This is a genomic window from Burkholderia sp. Bp8998 (assembly GCF_003854235.1).
GTDB lineage: Bacteria > Pseudomonadota > Gammaproteobacteria > Burkholderiales > Burkholderiaceae > Burkholderia.
Genome location: NZ_QTQF01000077.1, coordinates 1 through 14,986, shown reverse-complemented (window position 1 = coordinate 14,986; position 14,986 = coordinate 1). Strand labels below are relative to the sequence as shown.

10 protein-coding genes and 2 pseudogenes are annotated in these 14,986 nt (G+C 57.8%); 5 read left to right on the top strand and 7 right to left on the bottom strand.

Annotated features, from left to right (window positions below; genetic code table 11):
- Positions 1-231 precede the first annotated feature (231 nt).
- Together DIE06_RS36570 and DIE06_RS36565 are read left to right on the top strand one after the other, a co-directional pair.
- Positions 232-757: pseudogene (locus DIE06_RS36570) on the top strand (transposase); the annotation flags it as partial.
- A gap of 127 nt (positions 758-884) precedes the next feature.
- A pseudogene (locus tag DIE06_RS36565) lies at positions 885-1,346 on the top strand (IS110 family transposase); the annotation flags it as partial.
- A gap of 341 nt (positions 1,347-1,687) precedes the next feature.
- Here the strand turns inward: DIE06_RS36565 and DIE06_RS36555 are convergent.
- The 6 genes from DIE06_RS36555 to DIE06_RS36530 all read right to left on the bottom strand — a co-directional run bounded on the left by DIE06_RS36555 (position 1,688) and on the right by DIE06_RS36530 (position 8,079).
- On the bottom strand, positions 1,688-2,395 hold the full coding sequence (locus DIE06_RS36555; RefSeq protein ID WP_124665575.1) for a cache domain-containing protein: 708 nt from the start codon (positions 2,393-2,395) through the stop codon (positions 1,688-1,690).
- Positions 2,396-2,398: 3 nt separating this feature from the next.
- Entirely contained in the window at positions 2,399-3,118 is a 720-nt protein-coding gene (locus DIE06_RS36550) for a FadR/GntR family transcriptional regulator (RefSeq protein ID WP_260433890.1), read from the bottom strand.
- A 443-nt stretch (positions 3,119-3,561) separates the two neighbouring features.
- Positions 3,562-4,719 (bottom strand): FAD-binding oxidoreductase, encoded by a 1,158-nt coding sequence (locus tag DIE06_RS36545; protein WP_124665573.1) that lies wholly within the window; start codon positions 4,717-4,719, stop codon positions 3,562-3,564.
- A 65-nt stretch (positions 4,720-4,784) separates the two neighbouring features.
- Positions 4,785-6,296, bottom strand: a complete 1,512-nt coding sequence (locus DIE06_RS36540; RefSeq protein WP_124665572.1) for an FAD-dependent oxidoreductase — start codon at positions 6,294-6,296, stop codon at positions 4,785-4,787.
- Between the two features lie 8 nt (positions 6,297-6,304).
- The gene (locus DIE06_RS36535; RefSeq protein ID WP_124665571.1) at positions 6,305-7,288 is read right to left on the bottom strand and encodes an electron transfer flavoprotein subunit alpha/FixB family protein; all 984 of its coding nucleotides are present in this window, start codon (positions 7,286-7,288) and stop codon (positions 6,305-6,307) included.
- Positions 7,288-8,079, bottom strand: a complete 792-nt coding sequence (locus tag DIE06_RS36530; protein WP_124665570.1) for an electron transfer flavoprotein subunit beta/FixA family protein — start codon at positions 8,077-8,079, stop codon at positions 7,288-7,290. Before DIE06_RS36530 ends, DIE06_RS36535 begins: the two co-directional genes overlap by 1 nt.
- Positions 8,080-8,702: 623 nt before the next feature.
- Between DIE06_RS36530 and DIE06_RS36520 the strand changes: the two genes are divergently transcribed.
- The 3 genes from DIE06_RS36520 to DIE06_RS36510 all read left to right on the top strand — a co-directional run bounded on the left by DIE06_RS36520 (position 8,703) and on the right by DIE06_RS36510 (position 12,176).
- Positions 8,703-9,452 (top strand): electron transfer flavoprotein subunit beta/FixA family protein, encoded by a 750-nt coding sequence (locus tag DIE06_RS36520; protein WP_124665569.1) that lies wholly within the window; start codon positions 8,703-8,705, stop codon positions 9,450-9,452.
- A gap of 21 nt (positions 9,453-9,473) precedes the next feature.
- Positions 9,474-10,409 carry an electron transfer flavoprotein subunit alpha/FixB family protein gene (locus DIE06_RS36515; RefSeq protein ID WP_124665568.1) on the top strand — a complete coding sequence of 312 codons (936 nt, stop codon included), beginning with the start codon at positions 9,474-9,476 and terminating at the stop codon, positions 10,407-10,409.
- Positions 10,410-10,505: 96 nt separating this feature from the next.
- Entirely contained in the window at positions 10,506-12,176 is a 1,671-nt protein-coding gene (locus DIE06_RS36510; protein WP_124665567.1) for an electron transfer flavoprotein-ubiquinone oxidoreductase, read from the top strand.
- 1,030 nt (positions 12,177-13,206) lie between these two features.
- Here the strand turns inward: DIE06_RS36510 and DIE06_RS36500 are convergent.
- On the bottom strand, positions 13,207-14,799 hold the full coding sequence (locus tag DIE06_RS36500) for a carboxylesterase/lipase family protein (protein ID WP_260433889.1): 1,593 nt from the start codon (positions 14,797-14,799) through the stop codon (positions 13,207-13,209).
- Positions 14,800-14,986 lie beyond the last annotated feature (187 nt).

Sequence of the window (14,986 nt, the reverse complement as noted above, 5' to 3'; positions counted from 1 at the left end):
CGTAGATCGGCAGGTCAATCCCAAATTGGGCACCAAGTTCAGTCTTCATTGAAGCATCCTATCTTCAGTTGTATCCCAGATTCGGCGATCCGCGTCTACGTTCTCTGGAATCATGTATTGCTTGCGTCAGCGCTATCGCGGCAGACACAGACCATTCGGTATGTAAACTATACTCTTCAGTATTCAAGGTCAACAGGAAAAAATCTGCGACAGCGGCTCTCAACGTGAGTGCTTGAGATCGAGCACCTGAAGCTCACAATCGAAAAACGCGCCGCATGCAGTTCGGCCGAAAATCGGAAAAGTTGGATTGCCAGATCGAGCAGCTCGAACTGCGGCTTGAGGGCCTGCAGGTCGACGAAGGCGCCGCCGATGTAGCGGCCACTCACGAAACAGCCGCGTCGCGACGGTGCGAGCCGCAGGCCGTTGCCCGATCACCTAGAGCGTGAAGAGCGGATCCACTTGCCGGGTGCCGCTGACTGCCCTGATTGCGGTGGGCGGCTCAAGCCGCTGGGCGAAGACATCGCTGAGCAACTCGAATACGTACGGGCGCGCTTCCGCGTGATTCGTCAACGGCCGCACGAAGACAGGACGTCTGTGGGTCCACGTGCGCAATGATCGGCCGAGTGGCTCCGACGAAGCGCCGGCGGTCTGGTTCGCCTACACGCCTGATGGCCGCGGCGAGCATCCGCAGCGGCATCTCGCTCGCTGCGCCGGCGTGCTGCAGGCTGACGCGTTTGCCGGCTACGCCGGGCCGTATCGCGGCGCCCCCCCAGCAAATGGCCTGTTTGACTGTAAGCAATGGGATGGACGCCCCCACCCGATGACGGCATCAATGTGCCAGAGTGGAAGTGTCATCGACCACTCGAAGCGGAAGGGGCGTCATCATGCAGATTACGACAATTGGCATCGACCTAGCCAAGAATCTCTTTCAGGTACACGGGGCGAACGAACGCGGGAAGACGGTTCTGCGTAAGCAGTTGCGGCGTGAGCAAGTAATGACATTCTTTGCAAATCTTCCGAGCTGCCTGATCGGGATGGAAGCGTGTGGGAGTGCCCACCACTGGGCTCGCAAGCTTCAGGGACTAGGCCACACCGTTCGACTGATGGCGCCGCAATTCGTGAAGCCCTACGTTAAAAGCAACAAAAACGACGCGGCCGATGCACAAGCCATTTGCGAGGCTGTGACGCGACCGACAATGAGGTTTGTACCGATCAAAAACGTTGAACAGCAGACCGTACTCTCATTGCACCGTGCACGGCAGAGCTTCATAAAGGCTCGCACTGCTCAGGCTAATCAGATCCGTGGTCTGCTGGGTGAATTTGGTCTCGTTGTGCCGCAGGGCATTCCTTCGCAGCATCGTTGGATTGGGCTTCGACGTATCGAAGCCGTCAGGGGCCGAGTTCATACATTGGCCACCAGAGACTGTGAGGACTACCGAGCAAGCAAGCGCGTTCTTCGATCCCGCGATGCTGTAATGGTCTTCTTGGATAGTTGTGAAACGGAGCGTGTCGTCGCGACTCAGTCGCGTGCACGCGGCGCCTATATCGATACGGTAGTGTCTATTTGGCGTTGGGGGTTCGACGCTTACTTTACAACTCCAATCCTAAAAACATATATGCCGTTCAGGTCTTTAACTAAGCGCCATTAGGTATATTTTTCCGAATTCAACGGTCGCCAATCGTTGCTCTATGCAGTTCCGACATACCAACCCACGTCGCCACACGGGAACCGCTTCCGCTTCAACCTCGTCGTGGATACGAGCTCGCCGACTGGAAACGTAGCGCTGTTTGATACTAACACGCGATGCTCATCGTTGAATACGCCGCAGTCGACGACTGCTTTACTCAAAAGCGGCGCAAGCATCCTCTCGAAGTCATCGAGAAGGAAGTCGCCCGCCACCACGCCGATAAATCGGTCGTTTATCCGGATTGGACAAGCCAGCGTCAACAGATAACGATCAAGATCTACATACGGCCCTACAGCAACTCGACGACGCCCCTCTCGAGGCAGGCTCACCCAGTCCGCATTGAGATAGTCGTAAAACGCGCCGCGCCAAGGAACGACCCCGTTTTTCGTCGTATAGATCGCTCCCTCCACGTCGCGTTCGATACATTCGACCCAATGGGGTAGACCCTCGATCACGCCGACGTCAATGACGACTCCCATGCTGGAGACGATCGGGTGTGAGCTACCAAGCGCACGGACCATTCGCTGCTTACCATGCTGAAGATCCGTTGTCCCGATCGCTCCAGACGCATCTAGCAACGGCATAAGATCCTCGCGATAACCTTCGGCGAGCGCCTCCAACTGGACAAATGTTTCGTCGAGCACCAAGCCGATTTGGCCGGCTATGCCAACGAACGTGTCTTTCAAATCAGAGATTTTCGTGGCCATTTTCTAAACCGCTTGCTCCGCAATAGCCTGCAGGCGAAGACGAACAAGATAGTCAAACGTTTGGGACGCGTGACCTCTCGCTAGCGAAGTCGCCTCCTGTTCGTCGCGCGCTTCCAGTGCTTCCGTTATCCGCTGCAGCGTCCGCTGGGCCTCGGCTCTATATGCGCCATCTTCGTGAGCAAGTCCGAACAGCCAAGTGTACTTCTCGTAAATTTCCAGGAGTGCCGCGCTCAAGCGGACCGACTGCGCGGCAGACGCAAGCTCGACGTCAAATCTAGCGTGCGCCCTGCTTGCATCGCTCAGCGTTTGGCCGCTGTTAATGCTCCTGGCATAGTCGAGTAGACGGCGGCGATTTGCGCTCGACGATCGACGCGCCGCCAATCCTGCACACTCCGAAAGCAACATACCGCGCCAATCTGCAAGGTCTCTCAGCGAAACTGAGGACATGTTGCAGAGTAAGCGGAGGGCATTCTGATGCACGGCGGTCGAGCGTCGACGCACCACCGTCCCCCCGCCTCGGCCTGGACGCGTCTCAACTAATCCCTCGGCCCGCAATTCCGCCAAGGCCTCACGCAACGAAAAAGCACTAACTCGCAACTGGCCCGCCAGTGCGGCTTCCTTCGGCAATAGCTCCCCGTCTTCCAAGAAACCCAAATCAATTGCAGTTCGCAGCCGCGCAACGATGCTTGCGGCTCCTGACAAACCGCTTATGGGTGAGAACATCGCCGAGTGCCACGGTACCGCGTGCTGCTCTGAAGAACGCGTAGCGACCTCTTCCGGTGGCCTGCGGAGTCGAGCTGCATCTCTTAACATAGGCGGGTGGATCTCTGCGCGGAAGACGGTTGGATGAAATCGGAAGGTGGCGAGCTTCGGCTACCAGCCCACGATCAAGCGAGGTTGACCGGTCTGCGTAGCGGAGGCAACCCCTGACTCCGTTGCCGATTATACAGACCGGACCGTCGTTGTTAGGGGCGTGCTCGAACGCCCCTCCAACTCGACACTTCTAACCGATGCACATGGGTTGCAAGGAACGTGCGCCTGCCAAAGCAGGACAACATTGATGCGAGCTTTGCACCCTGGATAGTTGCAACATCTGTCGGCTAAACCTACCCGGCGCAAAACGAAAACGGCCAAGACTCGATGCTTGGCCGCCATGTACATTGCTATCAGGTATTGTAGTTCCCCGCGTCCCATTTATATTGCTTACGCCAATCCTTCGGCAATCCTGCGAATCGCGACAAACCAAGTTCCTTGATTGGAATGCTGCTCTCTCCAGTCAACGTCAGCTCCGCCATTGCCTTTCCGATAGCAGGCGACAGACCAAAGCCATGACCAGATGTTACTGCCACGAACATGCCTTCCGGTCCGTCCACCTTATCAAGGACGATGGAATGGTCGGGCGTGAGGTCGATCACACCCCCCCAGCAGCGCAGCAGCGGGACATTTGCTGCCGAGGGTAGCAGCTCCGCTACTCTTCTAGCTGCATTCCGGAGGATCGGCGTCGTCGGCTTCTCGGGCTCCGATGTCAGATCAACATCGATCCACTCGTGTGGTCCACCGTTGAAATGCAGGTTTCCACGATGAGTCTGGCGAACCGATACGCCGTTCCCAATCATTGCGAAAGTGAACATAGGGGGCAACGGTGCCGAGACCATCGCTTCAAGTCTGGCTGCAGCGACAGGTACATATCCGCCGACCATCTCCGCAATCAAACCTGCCTGCGGGCCAGCGCAGTTGACGATACGCGGGGTTGAGATTTCTCCGCTCGGCGTTTTTATCCCCGAAATTGCACCGCCGGACGTCATGATCGACAATACGGGCGAATTCTCCAGAATCGTCACACCGCGATCACGTCCTGCCCAAGCAAACGCCTGAGCCGTGCGTTGCGGATTGGCATGCCCACCATGAGTCGTATGGATCCCGCCAACGACCGATTCGCTCAAATAGGGCAGCAGTTCCCGCGCTTCCTTTCCATCGACCAGGCGGAAAGGAAAGTCAGTCTTGGAGAATGCAGCATATGTGGCCTGCATATCTTCCCATTCATACGGAAATGCAGCCCACAGACGACCGTTCGGGCACCACTCAGTCACGTACCCGAGTTCGTCATCCAAGGTATTCCAAATCCGCTCCGCTTCCGCGGCAACTCGCGCTTCGATGGGCGTTTCGCCGCGAAGGCTCAAATACCCACTGGCACGGCCCGACGCCTCCCAAGCAGCTTTACCCTTGTCCAATACAACGACTTTCGCCCCGGCTTTCGCGAGCCAGTATGCAGTCGAAAGCCCTACAACTCCAGCACCTACAACAGCTACATCAGCGGTTTCCATGAGACTCCTCTGCATATTCATTCGCCTCGATCGTTGCTGCATCGACCAACCAGACTCGGTTCATATCATTGGTGATCGGACGGCGGAGCAGGCCAGTACAGCCAACCGGCGCGCATCTCTTCAGTCTCGTCATAGTCAGCGATGATTTGCAGAGGAATGGGGCGTAACGGACAGCGATAAGACCCTGGGGTGATTTCTTCAAGGGCCTTTCCGGCCGCGTTCGCAAGCAGCATGGAAGACTGATCGCGGCAGCGCTTTCCTTGGCAATGTCCCATCCCGACGCGGGTCAGCCGCTTCACCAGATCTTGGCTAGACTGACCGATCTCCGAAAGGCCTTCGAGACCACCACACGGCACCCGATTTTGTGCTTTCAGGTAACCCGGAGGACTCACATTCAACAATTCCTGACGTGATACTTCCTCGCATTGACACACCATAACATCCAGCCCCTGGACACGCACAAATGCGTCCAGCCACTCGGTCGGCGGATAGTTGGCAGCCGTTCCCTGACACTCGATGCGCCGCTCTGCATCGACCGGCAATGCGTCGCCACTACCCACGTTCGCCGCGATGTAGCGTGCTGCTCGCCGCCCCTGTGCTTCTGCCTCGGCCTGATCAAGCAACATAGTTTCCGTCAATCCTGCGCCGTCGCCCACTACGAACACGTTCGGAACACTCGTTTGCATGTTGGCACTTACAACAGGCACCCACCCTCCGAACTCGCGTCGAAATTCGGTCTTACAGCCGGTGACCGAGGCGAATTCGATGTTCGGAATCGCTCCAAATGCCATACAAATGGTGTCGCACGGAATCTCGATCGCGCTTCCATCGATGGGTTGACGCATTTCGTCTACACGAACGAGTTCAACTCCATTGACCTCGGTTTCACCGATTGCGCGGCGGACGGCCGTCGAGAGATGAAACGCGACGCCTGCGTTCTTGAGGTTCTCAGCCAATTGGGGGTCGCCTTGTACGTCAGGCATGACCTCAACAATAGCCGCGACGGATACCCCCTTCGAGAGCGCCAACTGCGCTGTTCGCAGGCCAAGGTTGCCACTGCCGAGAATCACAATCTTCCCGCCGCCAAGTGCTTCGTAACGCGACAGCAGAGCGCTTGCTCCATTGGCGCCGAGAACGCCCGGCAAGTTCCAGCCCGGGAACGACAGGATGAGGTCACGAGTTCCCGGCGCAACAATCAGATAATCGTAATCGAGCAACGAACTGCGCTCGGCATCCGCAACGCCAATCTGATTTACCTTCTGATAAGTGTTGTTTCTGCTCGGCCGAAAGCTTCCCCAAACTGCGGTCCCGGTGATGACGTCGACTCCGCCCTCGAGACACAGCATCAGAGGTTCGTTAGAACCCAAAACCCGCTCTGCAATTAGCCCCTGATCGGCCAGAACTGACGGAAGCCGCGCACCGTAGAAATACGGTGCATCGAGGCTCATAGCCGATACCTCTTGAGGATGCTCATCGACGAGCGTCACCTGCATCCCTGCGCTGGCGGCTTCAAGAGCCGCCGCGCAACCCGCTGTGCCGCCACCAATAACAATCACGCGCTTAGATGTCGTTTCCATAGTCACACTTACAAATTTTCCGAACGCAGTTCTTTTACTCGTTCCACGAACGCAGGCAAAACGTCCTTCACATCCCCGACGACACCGAAACGGGCCACTCGGTAGATATTCGCATCCGGATCGTTATTGATCGCGACAACAGTCTTGACCCCCGAAATGCCAGCCAGGTGATGCACTGCGCCAGAAATTCCGACGGCGAAGTAGACATCCGGGCGAATTTTTACGCCGCTGAAACCAACTTGCTTGGAAGGTGGAATCCAGCCAAGTTCCACTACGGCTCGGCTGCCACCTACTCCAGCACCCAATGCAGCTGCCGCGTCGTCAATCAACTTCCAGTTTTCCTTGCTGCCAATGCCAAGGCCGCCCGAAACAACAACCCGCGCAGTCTTCAGTTGCGGACCGACCCCAATGGGGTCAGCAATCTCCTCTAGAACCTCAGCCAGAGTATTGATTTCCGGCGCGTCGATCCTGTGAATGGCGCCCGCAACACCTGACTGCTCAATCGGCTCATAGCCACCTGGAGCAAGTATCGCCATGCGCAACGGACGGTTAAATAGGTACTCCGCCCTTGCCGCTCCACCGCTTACCGACTTCGTCGCTACGATTTCGCCCTTGTCAACTGCAATGGCAGTGCACGATGTAACGAGAGCAGCATCCAGTCGCGCGGCCAATCTAGGAACCCACTCGTTGGTTTCGGAGGACTGCTGGAACAGAACAAAGTCCGGCGACACCGCATCGATGATGGCTTTAGCCGAGGCGACGTACGCATCGCTAAGATAAGGCGTCAGTCGTACGTCATCCACACAATAAATGTCCGAACCAGCCATCGCGCTTAGTTGAGTCGCAACCTTCTCAATTCCGCTGCCAACAATTGCCCCCGCCACCGATGTATCGAGAACCTGCGAGAGTTGTCGCGCCGCCGCGACAACCTCTTGCGTGCCCGCGAGCAGTACCCCATTCGCAGCGGAACCAAAAAAAAGAACGCCAGCCATCAGATCACTCCTTCTTCGTGCAATCGATCTGCGAGAGCCCTGCCCGCTGCCGCGCCATCCCCCGCCGAAACAATTTCCGCGTGCACTGCGCCGACCTCTGGAAAATAGATTCGACGCAGCACCATGCTCGGCGCAGGCAATTCAACACCCAGATCAGCGGGCTTAAGTGTTGGAATCTCCGCTTTCTTCGAGCTCATGACCCCTTTTAGCGATGGCGAGCGGGGCTTGTTGGCCTCATTCGAAATACCCAGCAAAGTCGGCAAAGCCGATCGAACGCGCTGGACGCCGTCATCGGTCAACCGCTCAACATGAACTCCCGCTGCCGTTACTTCAACCAGTCGCTTGACAGGCGACACTGCGCTCAGGCCGAGCTGCTCCGCGAGACGAAACAGGACCTGTCCATTATCGGTGTCAGATGATTGCCGGCCGCACAAAACGAGGTCCACCGGTTGAAGCGTCCGAATTGCCGCCCAGAGCAACGTCGCAACCACGGCAGGATCAGAGTCGATGCCGCCCGCCCCTTCAACATGAATCGCTTTGTCGGCGCCCATCGCGATTGCACGGCGGAGATGAGCCTTAAGCGCCTCGCTCCCGACACCCAGTACGGTGACTGAGCCGCCGATCGCCTCACGAATCTTGAGCGCTTCTTCAACGGCGTTGACGTCGTAACCGTTGGCCACGTCGCTTACGCCAGCCGGATTCGCAAGTGACTTCCCGTCAGGCCCAAGTACCAGACGCTCTGCCGGAGTGCTGGGGTCATGGACCTGCTTTAGTGTTACTACAATATGCATTTGTCTCTCCATCCGAATAGGCCGACCAATCACACTTTCGTCGGCCAGCAGGCTCCCGCCTCAGTTTCGCCTTTACACACTAGGGATATCCCCTACGCGCCCGCACCAGCACCAGCACCAGCACCAGCACCTGCACCAGCACCAGCACCACTATCGCGCACGGGACGTTCACGCACAAAAATACGACCCATAGATATAATAATTTGACCTCTCGGTCAGTATGCACCATCCTGCCGCGATGTCAAAAAAATTCAGGTCCCACCAACGATCAAAACTCTCGCGATTCTCGCAAGACAACGGGTCCGCCGCTCGAGCAGCCGAACAACAGCTCTCGACCAAATCGGCGAGCCCGAACGCTGTCCTTGCGTATCGCAATTTTCGCGATATATACTAGGCGGTCAGTTTTTTATTATCAGCAGTTTTTCGAGCGCCGTCAACGAACCCACGTCCAGCGTGGCACAAGGGTTTCGGGCTTCCGAGGCCTTCAGGCAACCGAGGGGTACTCGGCAACCGGACGTCGTGAGAGCCAGGACCAGCCGTATCTTGGGCGAACAACTGCCCACCGCTGATAACGAAACGTGGACATCGGGTCCCCCCAAATCATCGATGCATCGGAGGTCAAGATGAAGGTACTGGTAGCAGTTAAACGCGTGGTCGACTATAACGTCTCGGTTAGAGTCAAGTCTGACAATACAGGGGTTGACATTGCAACAGCCAAGATGTCGATGAATCCCTTTGATGAGATTGCAGTGGAAGAGGCGGTACGCCTGCAGGAATCTGGGGCGGCAAGCGAAGTTATCGTCGTCTCGTGCGGCGTCGCTCAATGTCAAGAGACACTACGCACCGCATTAGCCATGGGAGCCGATCGCGCCATTCTCGTGGAAACTCAGCACGAACTTCAACCGCTCGCCGTCGCGAAGCTCCTGCATTCCCTTGTTGAAGAAGAAAAGCCTGGTCTCGTCATTGTTGGCAAACAAGCGATTGATGACGACTCCAATCAGACTGGTCAGATGCTCGCGGCGCTTGCCAGCATGCCGCAGGCAACATTCGCCTCAAAAATCGTCATCGCCGATGGAAAAGCAACTGTCTCTCGCGAGGTCGATGGAGGTGCCGAAACACTCGCCCTAACGCTTCCGGCCGTCGTGACGACGGATCTTCGCTTGAATGAGCCACGCTACGTCACGCTGCCGAATATCATGAAAGCGAAGAAAAAACCTCTCGCAGTAACGACGCCAGACGAATTACGTGTGGACGTCAAGCCTCGCCTTAAAACACTCCGAGTCTCTGAGCCGGCGAAGCGCGCAGCTGGTGAAAAAGTCCCGGACGTCGCCACACTGGTGGCAAAGCTCAAGACTGAAGCCAAAGTGCTTTGAGAGAATGCGGAGATTGATGAAATGACGATTCTGGTAATTGCGGAACACGACAGCGCCTCAATCAAGGCGGCGACCCTGAATACGATTGGGGCAGCGCAAAAGATTGGTGGTGACATCCATTTGTTGGTGGCAGGTCACAACGCACATGCCGCAGCAAACGCAGCCGCAAAGATCGCGGGCATCAGCAAAGTGCTTCTGGCGGACGCACCGCACTTAGCGGATGGCTTGGCCGAAAACGTTGAGGCAACGGTACTCAACATCGCGACGAATTACACTCATGTCCTTGCGCCCGCAACCGCCTACGGAAAGAACGTTTTGCCGCGCATCGCAGCAAAGCTCGATGTTGCACAAATTAGCGACATTACTGCCGTCGATTCGGCTGACACGTTCCAGCGCCCCATCTATGCTGGCAATGCGATCGCAACAGTGCAGTCGTTTGATCCAATCAAGGTGATCACGGTTCGATCTACGGCGTTCGATGCAGCATCGGACGACGGCGGGAAAGCTGCAGTCGAGTCGATTTCTCCCGCTGCTGCGGCTGAGCGCATTCAGTTCGTCTCGCGGGAAATGGCCAAGCTTGAGCGGCCAGAACTCACAACCGCCACCGTAGTTGTGGCCGGAGGCCGCGGACTCGCTGCCAAGGAAAACTTTGAGTCCGTGCTTACGCCGCTCGCCGACACACTGAACGCAGCAGTCGGTGCATCACGCGCAGCGGTCGACGCTGGCTATGCCTCAAATATCTATCAGGTCGGGCAAACTGGGAAAATTGTTGCACCTCGCCTGTACATTGCAGTCGGCATCTCCGGGGCGATTCAACATCTCGCGGGCATGAAAGACTCCCACGTTATTGTTGCGATCAACAAGGATGCTGATGCACCTATTTTCAGCGTCGCCGATTATGGTCTGGTTGGCGATTTGTTCGAGGTAGTACCTGAACTGGTCAAGGCATTGCATTAAAGAGAAAAAGTCTGCCCAGAGGGTATGGTCGCACGCACACCTCGTGCAGCGAGTTGCCCTTCTGGAAACCTTACTCATTAACGGAGTTGTCGATTTATGGCAGTTGACGCCGAAATCCTGACCCAAGAACGCGAATCGATGGAATACGACGTCGTGATCGTCGGCGGCGGCCCGGCCGGGCTGTCTGCGGCGATCCGGCTCAAGCAACTGGCCGCCGAGAAAGGCACCGAGATCGGCGTGTGCGTGCTCGAGAAAGGTTCCGAGATCGGCGCGCACATCCTGTCGGGCGCGGTGATGGATCCGCGCGCGATCAACGAACTGTTCCCCGACTGGAAGGAACGCGGTGCACCGATCGATGTCGAGGTGACGGAAGACCGCTTCCTGTTCCTGTCCGAGAAGAGCGCGGTCACAACGCCCAACTGGGCGCTGCCCGCCAACTTCCAGAACCACGGCAACTACGTGATCTCGCTGGGCAACGTCACGCGCTGGCTCGGCCAGCAAGCCGAAGCGCTGGGCGTGGAGATCTTCCCGGGCTTCCCGGCTGCCGAGATTCTGTACAACGACGACGGCTCGGTGAAGGGCGTCGCCACCGGCAACATGGGCGTGGGCAAGGACGGCGAGCCGACCGAGAACTTCCAGCTCGGCATGGAACTGCACGCGAAGTACACGCTGTTCGCCGAAGGCTGCCGCGGTCATCTGGGCCGCCAGCTGATCGCGAAGTTCAAGCTCGACGCGAACGCCGATCCGCAAGCGTACGGGATCGGCATCAAGGAGCTGTGGGAAATCGATCCCGCGAAGCACAAGCCGGGCCTCGTGATCCACACCGCCGGCTGGCCGCTGAAGTCCGATACGTACGGCGGCTCGTTCCTGTATCACATGGACAACAATCAGGTCGTGGTCGGCTTTGTCGTCGGCCTCGGCTACACGAACCCGTACCTGTCGCCGTTCGAGGAATTCCAGCGCTACAAGACGCACCCGTCGATCTGCGCGTTCCTCGAGGGCGGCAAGCGCGTGTCGTACGGCGCGCGGGCGATCACCGCGGGCGGGCTGCTGTCGCTGCCGAAGACGGTGTTCCCGGGCGGCGCGCTGATCGGCGACGACGCGGGCTTCCTGAACGCATCGCGGATCAAGGGCAGCCATGCGGCGATCAAGACCGGCATGCTGGCAGCCGATGCCGCGTTCGATGCGGTGCAGGCCGGCCGTCAGTCGGATGAGCTCAACGCATACCCGGACGCCTTCAAGCAATCGTGGCTGTACACGGAGCTGTACCGCGCGCGCAACTTCAAGCAGTGGATGGCGAAGGGCCTGTACCTCGGCACGCTGATGGTCGGGCTCGAGCAGAAGGTGATGGGCGGCAACGTGCCGTGGACGCTGCATCACAAGCATGCGGACCACGAGATGCTGAAGCCGGCATCGCAATGCACGCCGATCGAGTATCCGAAGCCGGACGGCAAGCTGACGTTCGACCGGCTGTCGTCGGTGTTCATCTCGAACACGAACCACGAGGAGAACCAGCCGGCGCACCTGACGCTGAAGGATGCGAACGTGCCGGTGAACGTGAACCTGCGTACCTACGCGGGCCCCGAGGCTCGCTTCTGCCCGGCGGCGGTGTACGAGTTCGTGAAGAACGACGACGGCAGCGATCGGCTGGTGATCAACGCGCAGAACTGCGTGCACTGCAAGACCTGCGACATCAAGGACCCGACGCAGAACATCGTGTGGGTCACGCCGGAAGGCGGCGGCGGGCCGAATTACCCGAACATGTAATGACAGCGAGACGTCTCCGTGAGTGTTCTATCCATGGAGGCGCCCAAGCACACATGTGCCCGGAACCTTGGAGGACGATCCGGGCGAATCCCGACATGTCTACGACGGCCAACCTGCGGCCGCCAAATCCTCCTGCAGATTCTTACGTTCTGGGAAATACGATGCGTCCGCGTCTGCGACACCTCGAATGCGAATCCGCCCCGTGATCTCCTCTGAAAGGTGGGCAATGACTCCCGGCATTGTTGACACAAGTGCCGACCCTGTCATCTCAGCGGGAGTAAATTGCATCTCCGCCGGAATTGCCGCCATCATCTTTATCTCGTTGATGACAACAAGACCGGGCTTGTTTGCCTGCTTGATGAAAGGCGCGTGGGTCGCCTGCGCATGTCCGCAACCTTCGCAAGCGTATGTCCATGACCGCGGTGGCTGTATGTCCATGACCGCGGTGGCTGCTGGTCAATAGATCATTCAAAATGGATGCACACGCCGGCCGCTGCCCTTCTTGCCCAATAGACCCATGCAGCGGTCCCGCGCTTTCGTCGATGTGTTGCCCGACGGCAGCCACACCGCCCACGCCAAGCTCTTCCGCAGCGAGTTCGACCGCACGAATGCGCGCCACGCTGCGGTACGGAGAAGTAGTTCCGTAGATTCCTACGCCGCCAGTCTCTTTAAGGCGGGTCGATAGCTCCAGATGCCACAACCTGTGACAGAATCGCTGCACCGAGCAGAAAGAGGTGGCGCGATGCGTTGTGCAGTAGAGTTGCTTACATGAAACTGTGTAGAGGCTCAGCGCAAGGCTCTCACGATAGCGATGATCTTCGATGCGCCTGACGGAAAGCCAGCAGGATTAGATGATGCGGCGATCGAATTATGTATCTGGATCAGGCCACTTCCACCTTCCCGTCTTTGAGGAGAAGAACGTGGCATCGAAGCCGAGGGCGACAGTTCCAGACACATCTCGCCGCCCAAGGACCAAATCGGGTCCCTGGGCAAACGAGCATCGTTTTGATCCGAGAATACTGAGGCCGGCTCACAGACTCATCAAGAGCCCTCGAACTTCCCTTTCAGGATCGTCGACCAGCTTCGACTCCGGTCCGAAGACCATGGTCGTGCGCGAGGAGGAATCGTACGTCGGCCACGGCAAATCCTTCGTCGAAGGATTTCCGCTCCGAGCAAAGCTTACCCACGCGTCGAACATATGACGGCCGACAACGGTTCGCTTGTTCTCAGGATCGGCCGCAGCGCGCAGCGCATCCGTATCCTCTCCGTCCCACGCCGTACCGTATTCGTCGAGCGCAAAGATAAAGGGCAATTCCACCCCATGAACGGCCCATTTCCCCCGGAAGCACGGCGTCTTCCACGCGCATTCATACATGTAGACCGGCGCCCCCTGACGGGCAATGAGGAGCTCCGACTGAATGACAGCGCCTCTGCGAAAGCCGATATCAGATGCAACACGGACAACCATCTCTGCATCGGAAAGATGGGGCATCAATTCACGATACTTTCGGACGACGGGAACCAGTTGGTCCACGCTGTAGTTGTACAGCAATTGATTTTTCACGCACAGTTTCGCGACATCCGCATCTGCTTTCAGTAAACCATACATGTCAAACCCAATGGTCACCGCCACCTCATCCGAGTTCAGACCAATCAGAAACGGAATGTCGCGTACAAAATCGGGAGCGTCGTCGCGCCAGACCATGTCAGGCATGACGCGCCCGTCCACCGTGGGACCAAACGCGAGATACGGCGTGCAATTGGTGTTAGTCTCCGCCCCGACTTTATCGAAGCACCGAACAAGCGTGTTGGTCGGCACAGCCTGGAGCGCTTGGATGTCACCACGCTTGAGCTGGAGGGTATCGAAAACGGCATCAGTCAGCATCGACGCTTCACGAGCGGTCCGGATTTTCATTACCGAGCCGCTCTGAACAATGGCCTTGTGAAACAGCCCCCGCGCAGCCGGCATGCCGCAGAGCGTGGTGATCTTGCCGCCCCCGCCCGATTGCCCGAACACGGTGACGTTACTCGCGTCACCGCCGAAGCGCTCGATGTTGGCTTGCACCCACTTCAGCGCTTCGATGATGTCCAGGTGACCTGCATTGCCTGACGTACCGTAGCGCTCATCATCGCCCAGGTAGGTATAGCCGAACCCGTGCAAACGATGATTAACCGCCACCGTAATGACGTTGCCACCCTTGGCAATATTGCCGCAGCTGTACCCAGGCGCATGGCCTGAGCCGAACGAATAGCCACCGCCGTGGAGCCACACCATGACCGGCAATCGTGATGACTCAGTGGCACTCGCCGGGCAATAGACGCTCAACATCAAGCAATCCTCACTCGCCGGGCCAGGATCGAGCCAAACCGGAAAGTCAGGGTTGCTTTGCGCACAATGATCGCCGAGCACAAGCGCATCGCGAATGCCGGTCCAGGGCGTCACCGGCTGCGGGGGCATGAACCGATTCGCTCCCGCAGTGTTAGCGCCGTATCGAACGCCTAGAAAGGACGCCAGTCCATCGCTCACACGACCGCGCAGTTTGCCGTACTGGGTCTCGACGACCCTAAACGAGTCCTCGGCGTGTCCACCAATATTTTTGTCTTGCTCAACTGCAATGTTCACGATCTCGATTCCTTAAGTGAATATCAGTCATTGGACCGGCGCGCGGGCACATGCCCGATCGCTAGCGCCCGGTGACTCGACCGCTGCCAACATGAAGTTAGGAAACGCATGCTTTATGAAGACCGCACACGTTATGCGATCGATGGCCCGAGTCGCATCAAATCACCTGCCGCCCGATAGCACGATA

Excerpts from the sequence above, each read along its gene's own strand:
- DIE06_RS36555 (WP_124665575.1), bottom strand. The coding sequence starts at position 2,395 with ATGGCCACGAAAATCTCTGATTTGAAAGACACGTTCGTTGGCATAGCC.
- DIE06_RS36550 (WP_260433890.1), bottom strand. The coding sequence starts at position 3,118 with ATGTTCTCACCCATAAGCGGTTTGTCAGGAGCCGCAAGCATCGTTGCG.
- DIE06_RS36545 (WP_124665573.1), bottom strand. The coding sequence starts at position 4,719 with ATGGAAACCGCTGATGTAGCTGTTGTAGGTGCTGGAGTTGTAGGGCTT.
- DIE06_RS36540 (WP_124665572.1), bottom strand. The coding sequence starts at position 6,296 with ATGGAAACGACATCTAAGCGCGTGATTGTTATTGGTGGCGGCACAGCG.
- DIE06_RS36535 (WP_124665571.1), bottom strand. The coding sequence starts at position 7,288 with ATGGCTGGCGTTCTTTTTTTTGGTTCCGCTGCGAATGGGGTACTGCTC.
- DIE06_RS36530 (WP_124665570.1), bottom strand. The coding sequence starts at position 8,079 with ATGCATATTGTAGTAACACTAAAGCAGGTCCATGACCCCAGCACTCCG.
- DIE06_RS36520 (WP_124665569.1), top strand. The coding sequence starts at position 8,703 with ATGAAGGTACTGGTAGCAGTTAAACGCGTGGTCGACTATAACGTCTCG.
- DIE06_RS36515 (WP_124665568.1), top strand. The coding sequence starts at position 9,474 with ATGACGATTCTGGTAATTGCGGAACACGACAGCGCCTCAATCAAGGCG.
- DIE06_RS36510 (WP_124665567.1), top strand. The coding sequence starts at position 10,506 with ATGGCAGTTGACGCCGAAATCCTGACCCAAGAACGCGAATCGATGGAA.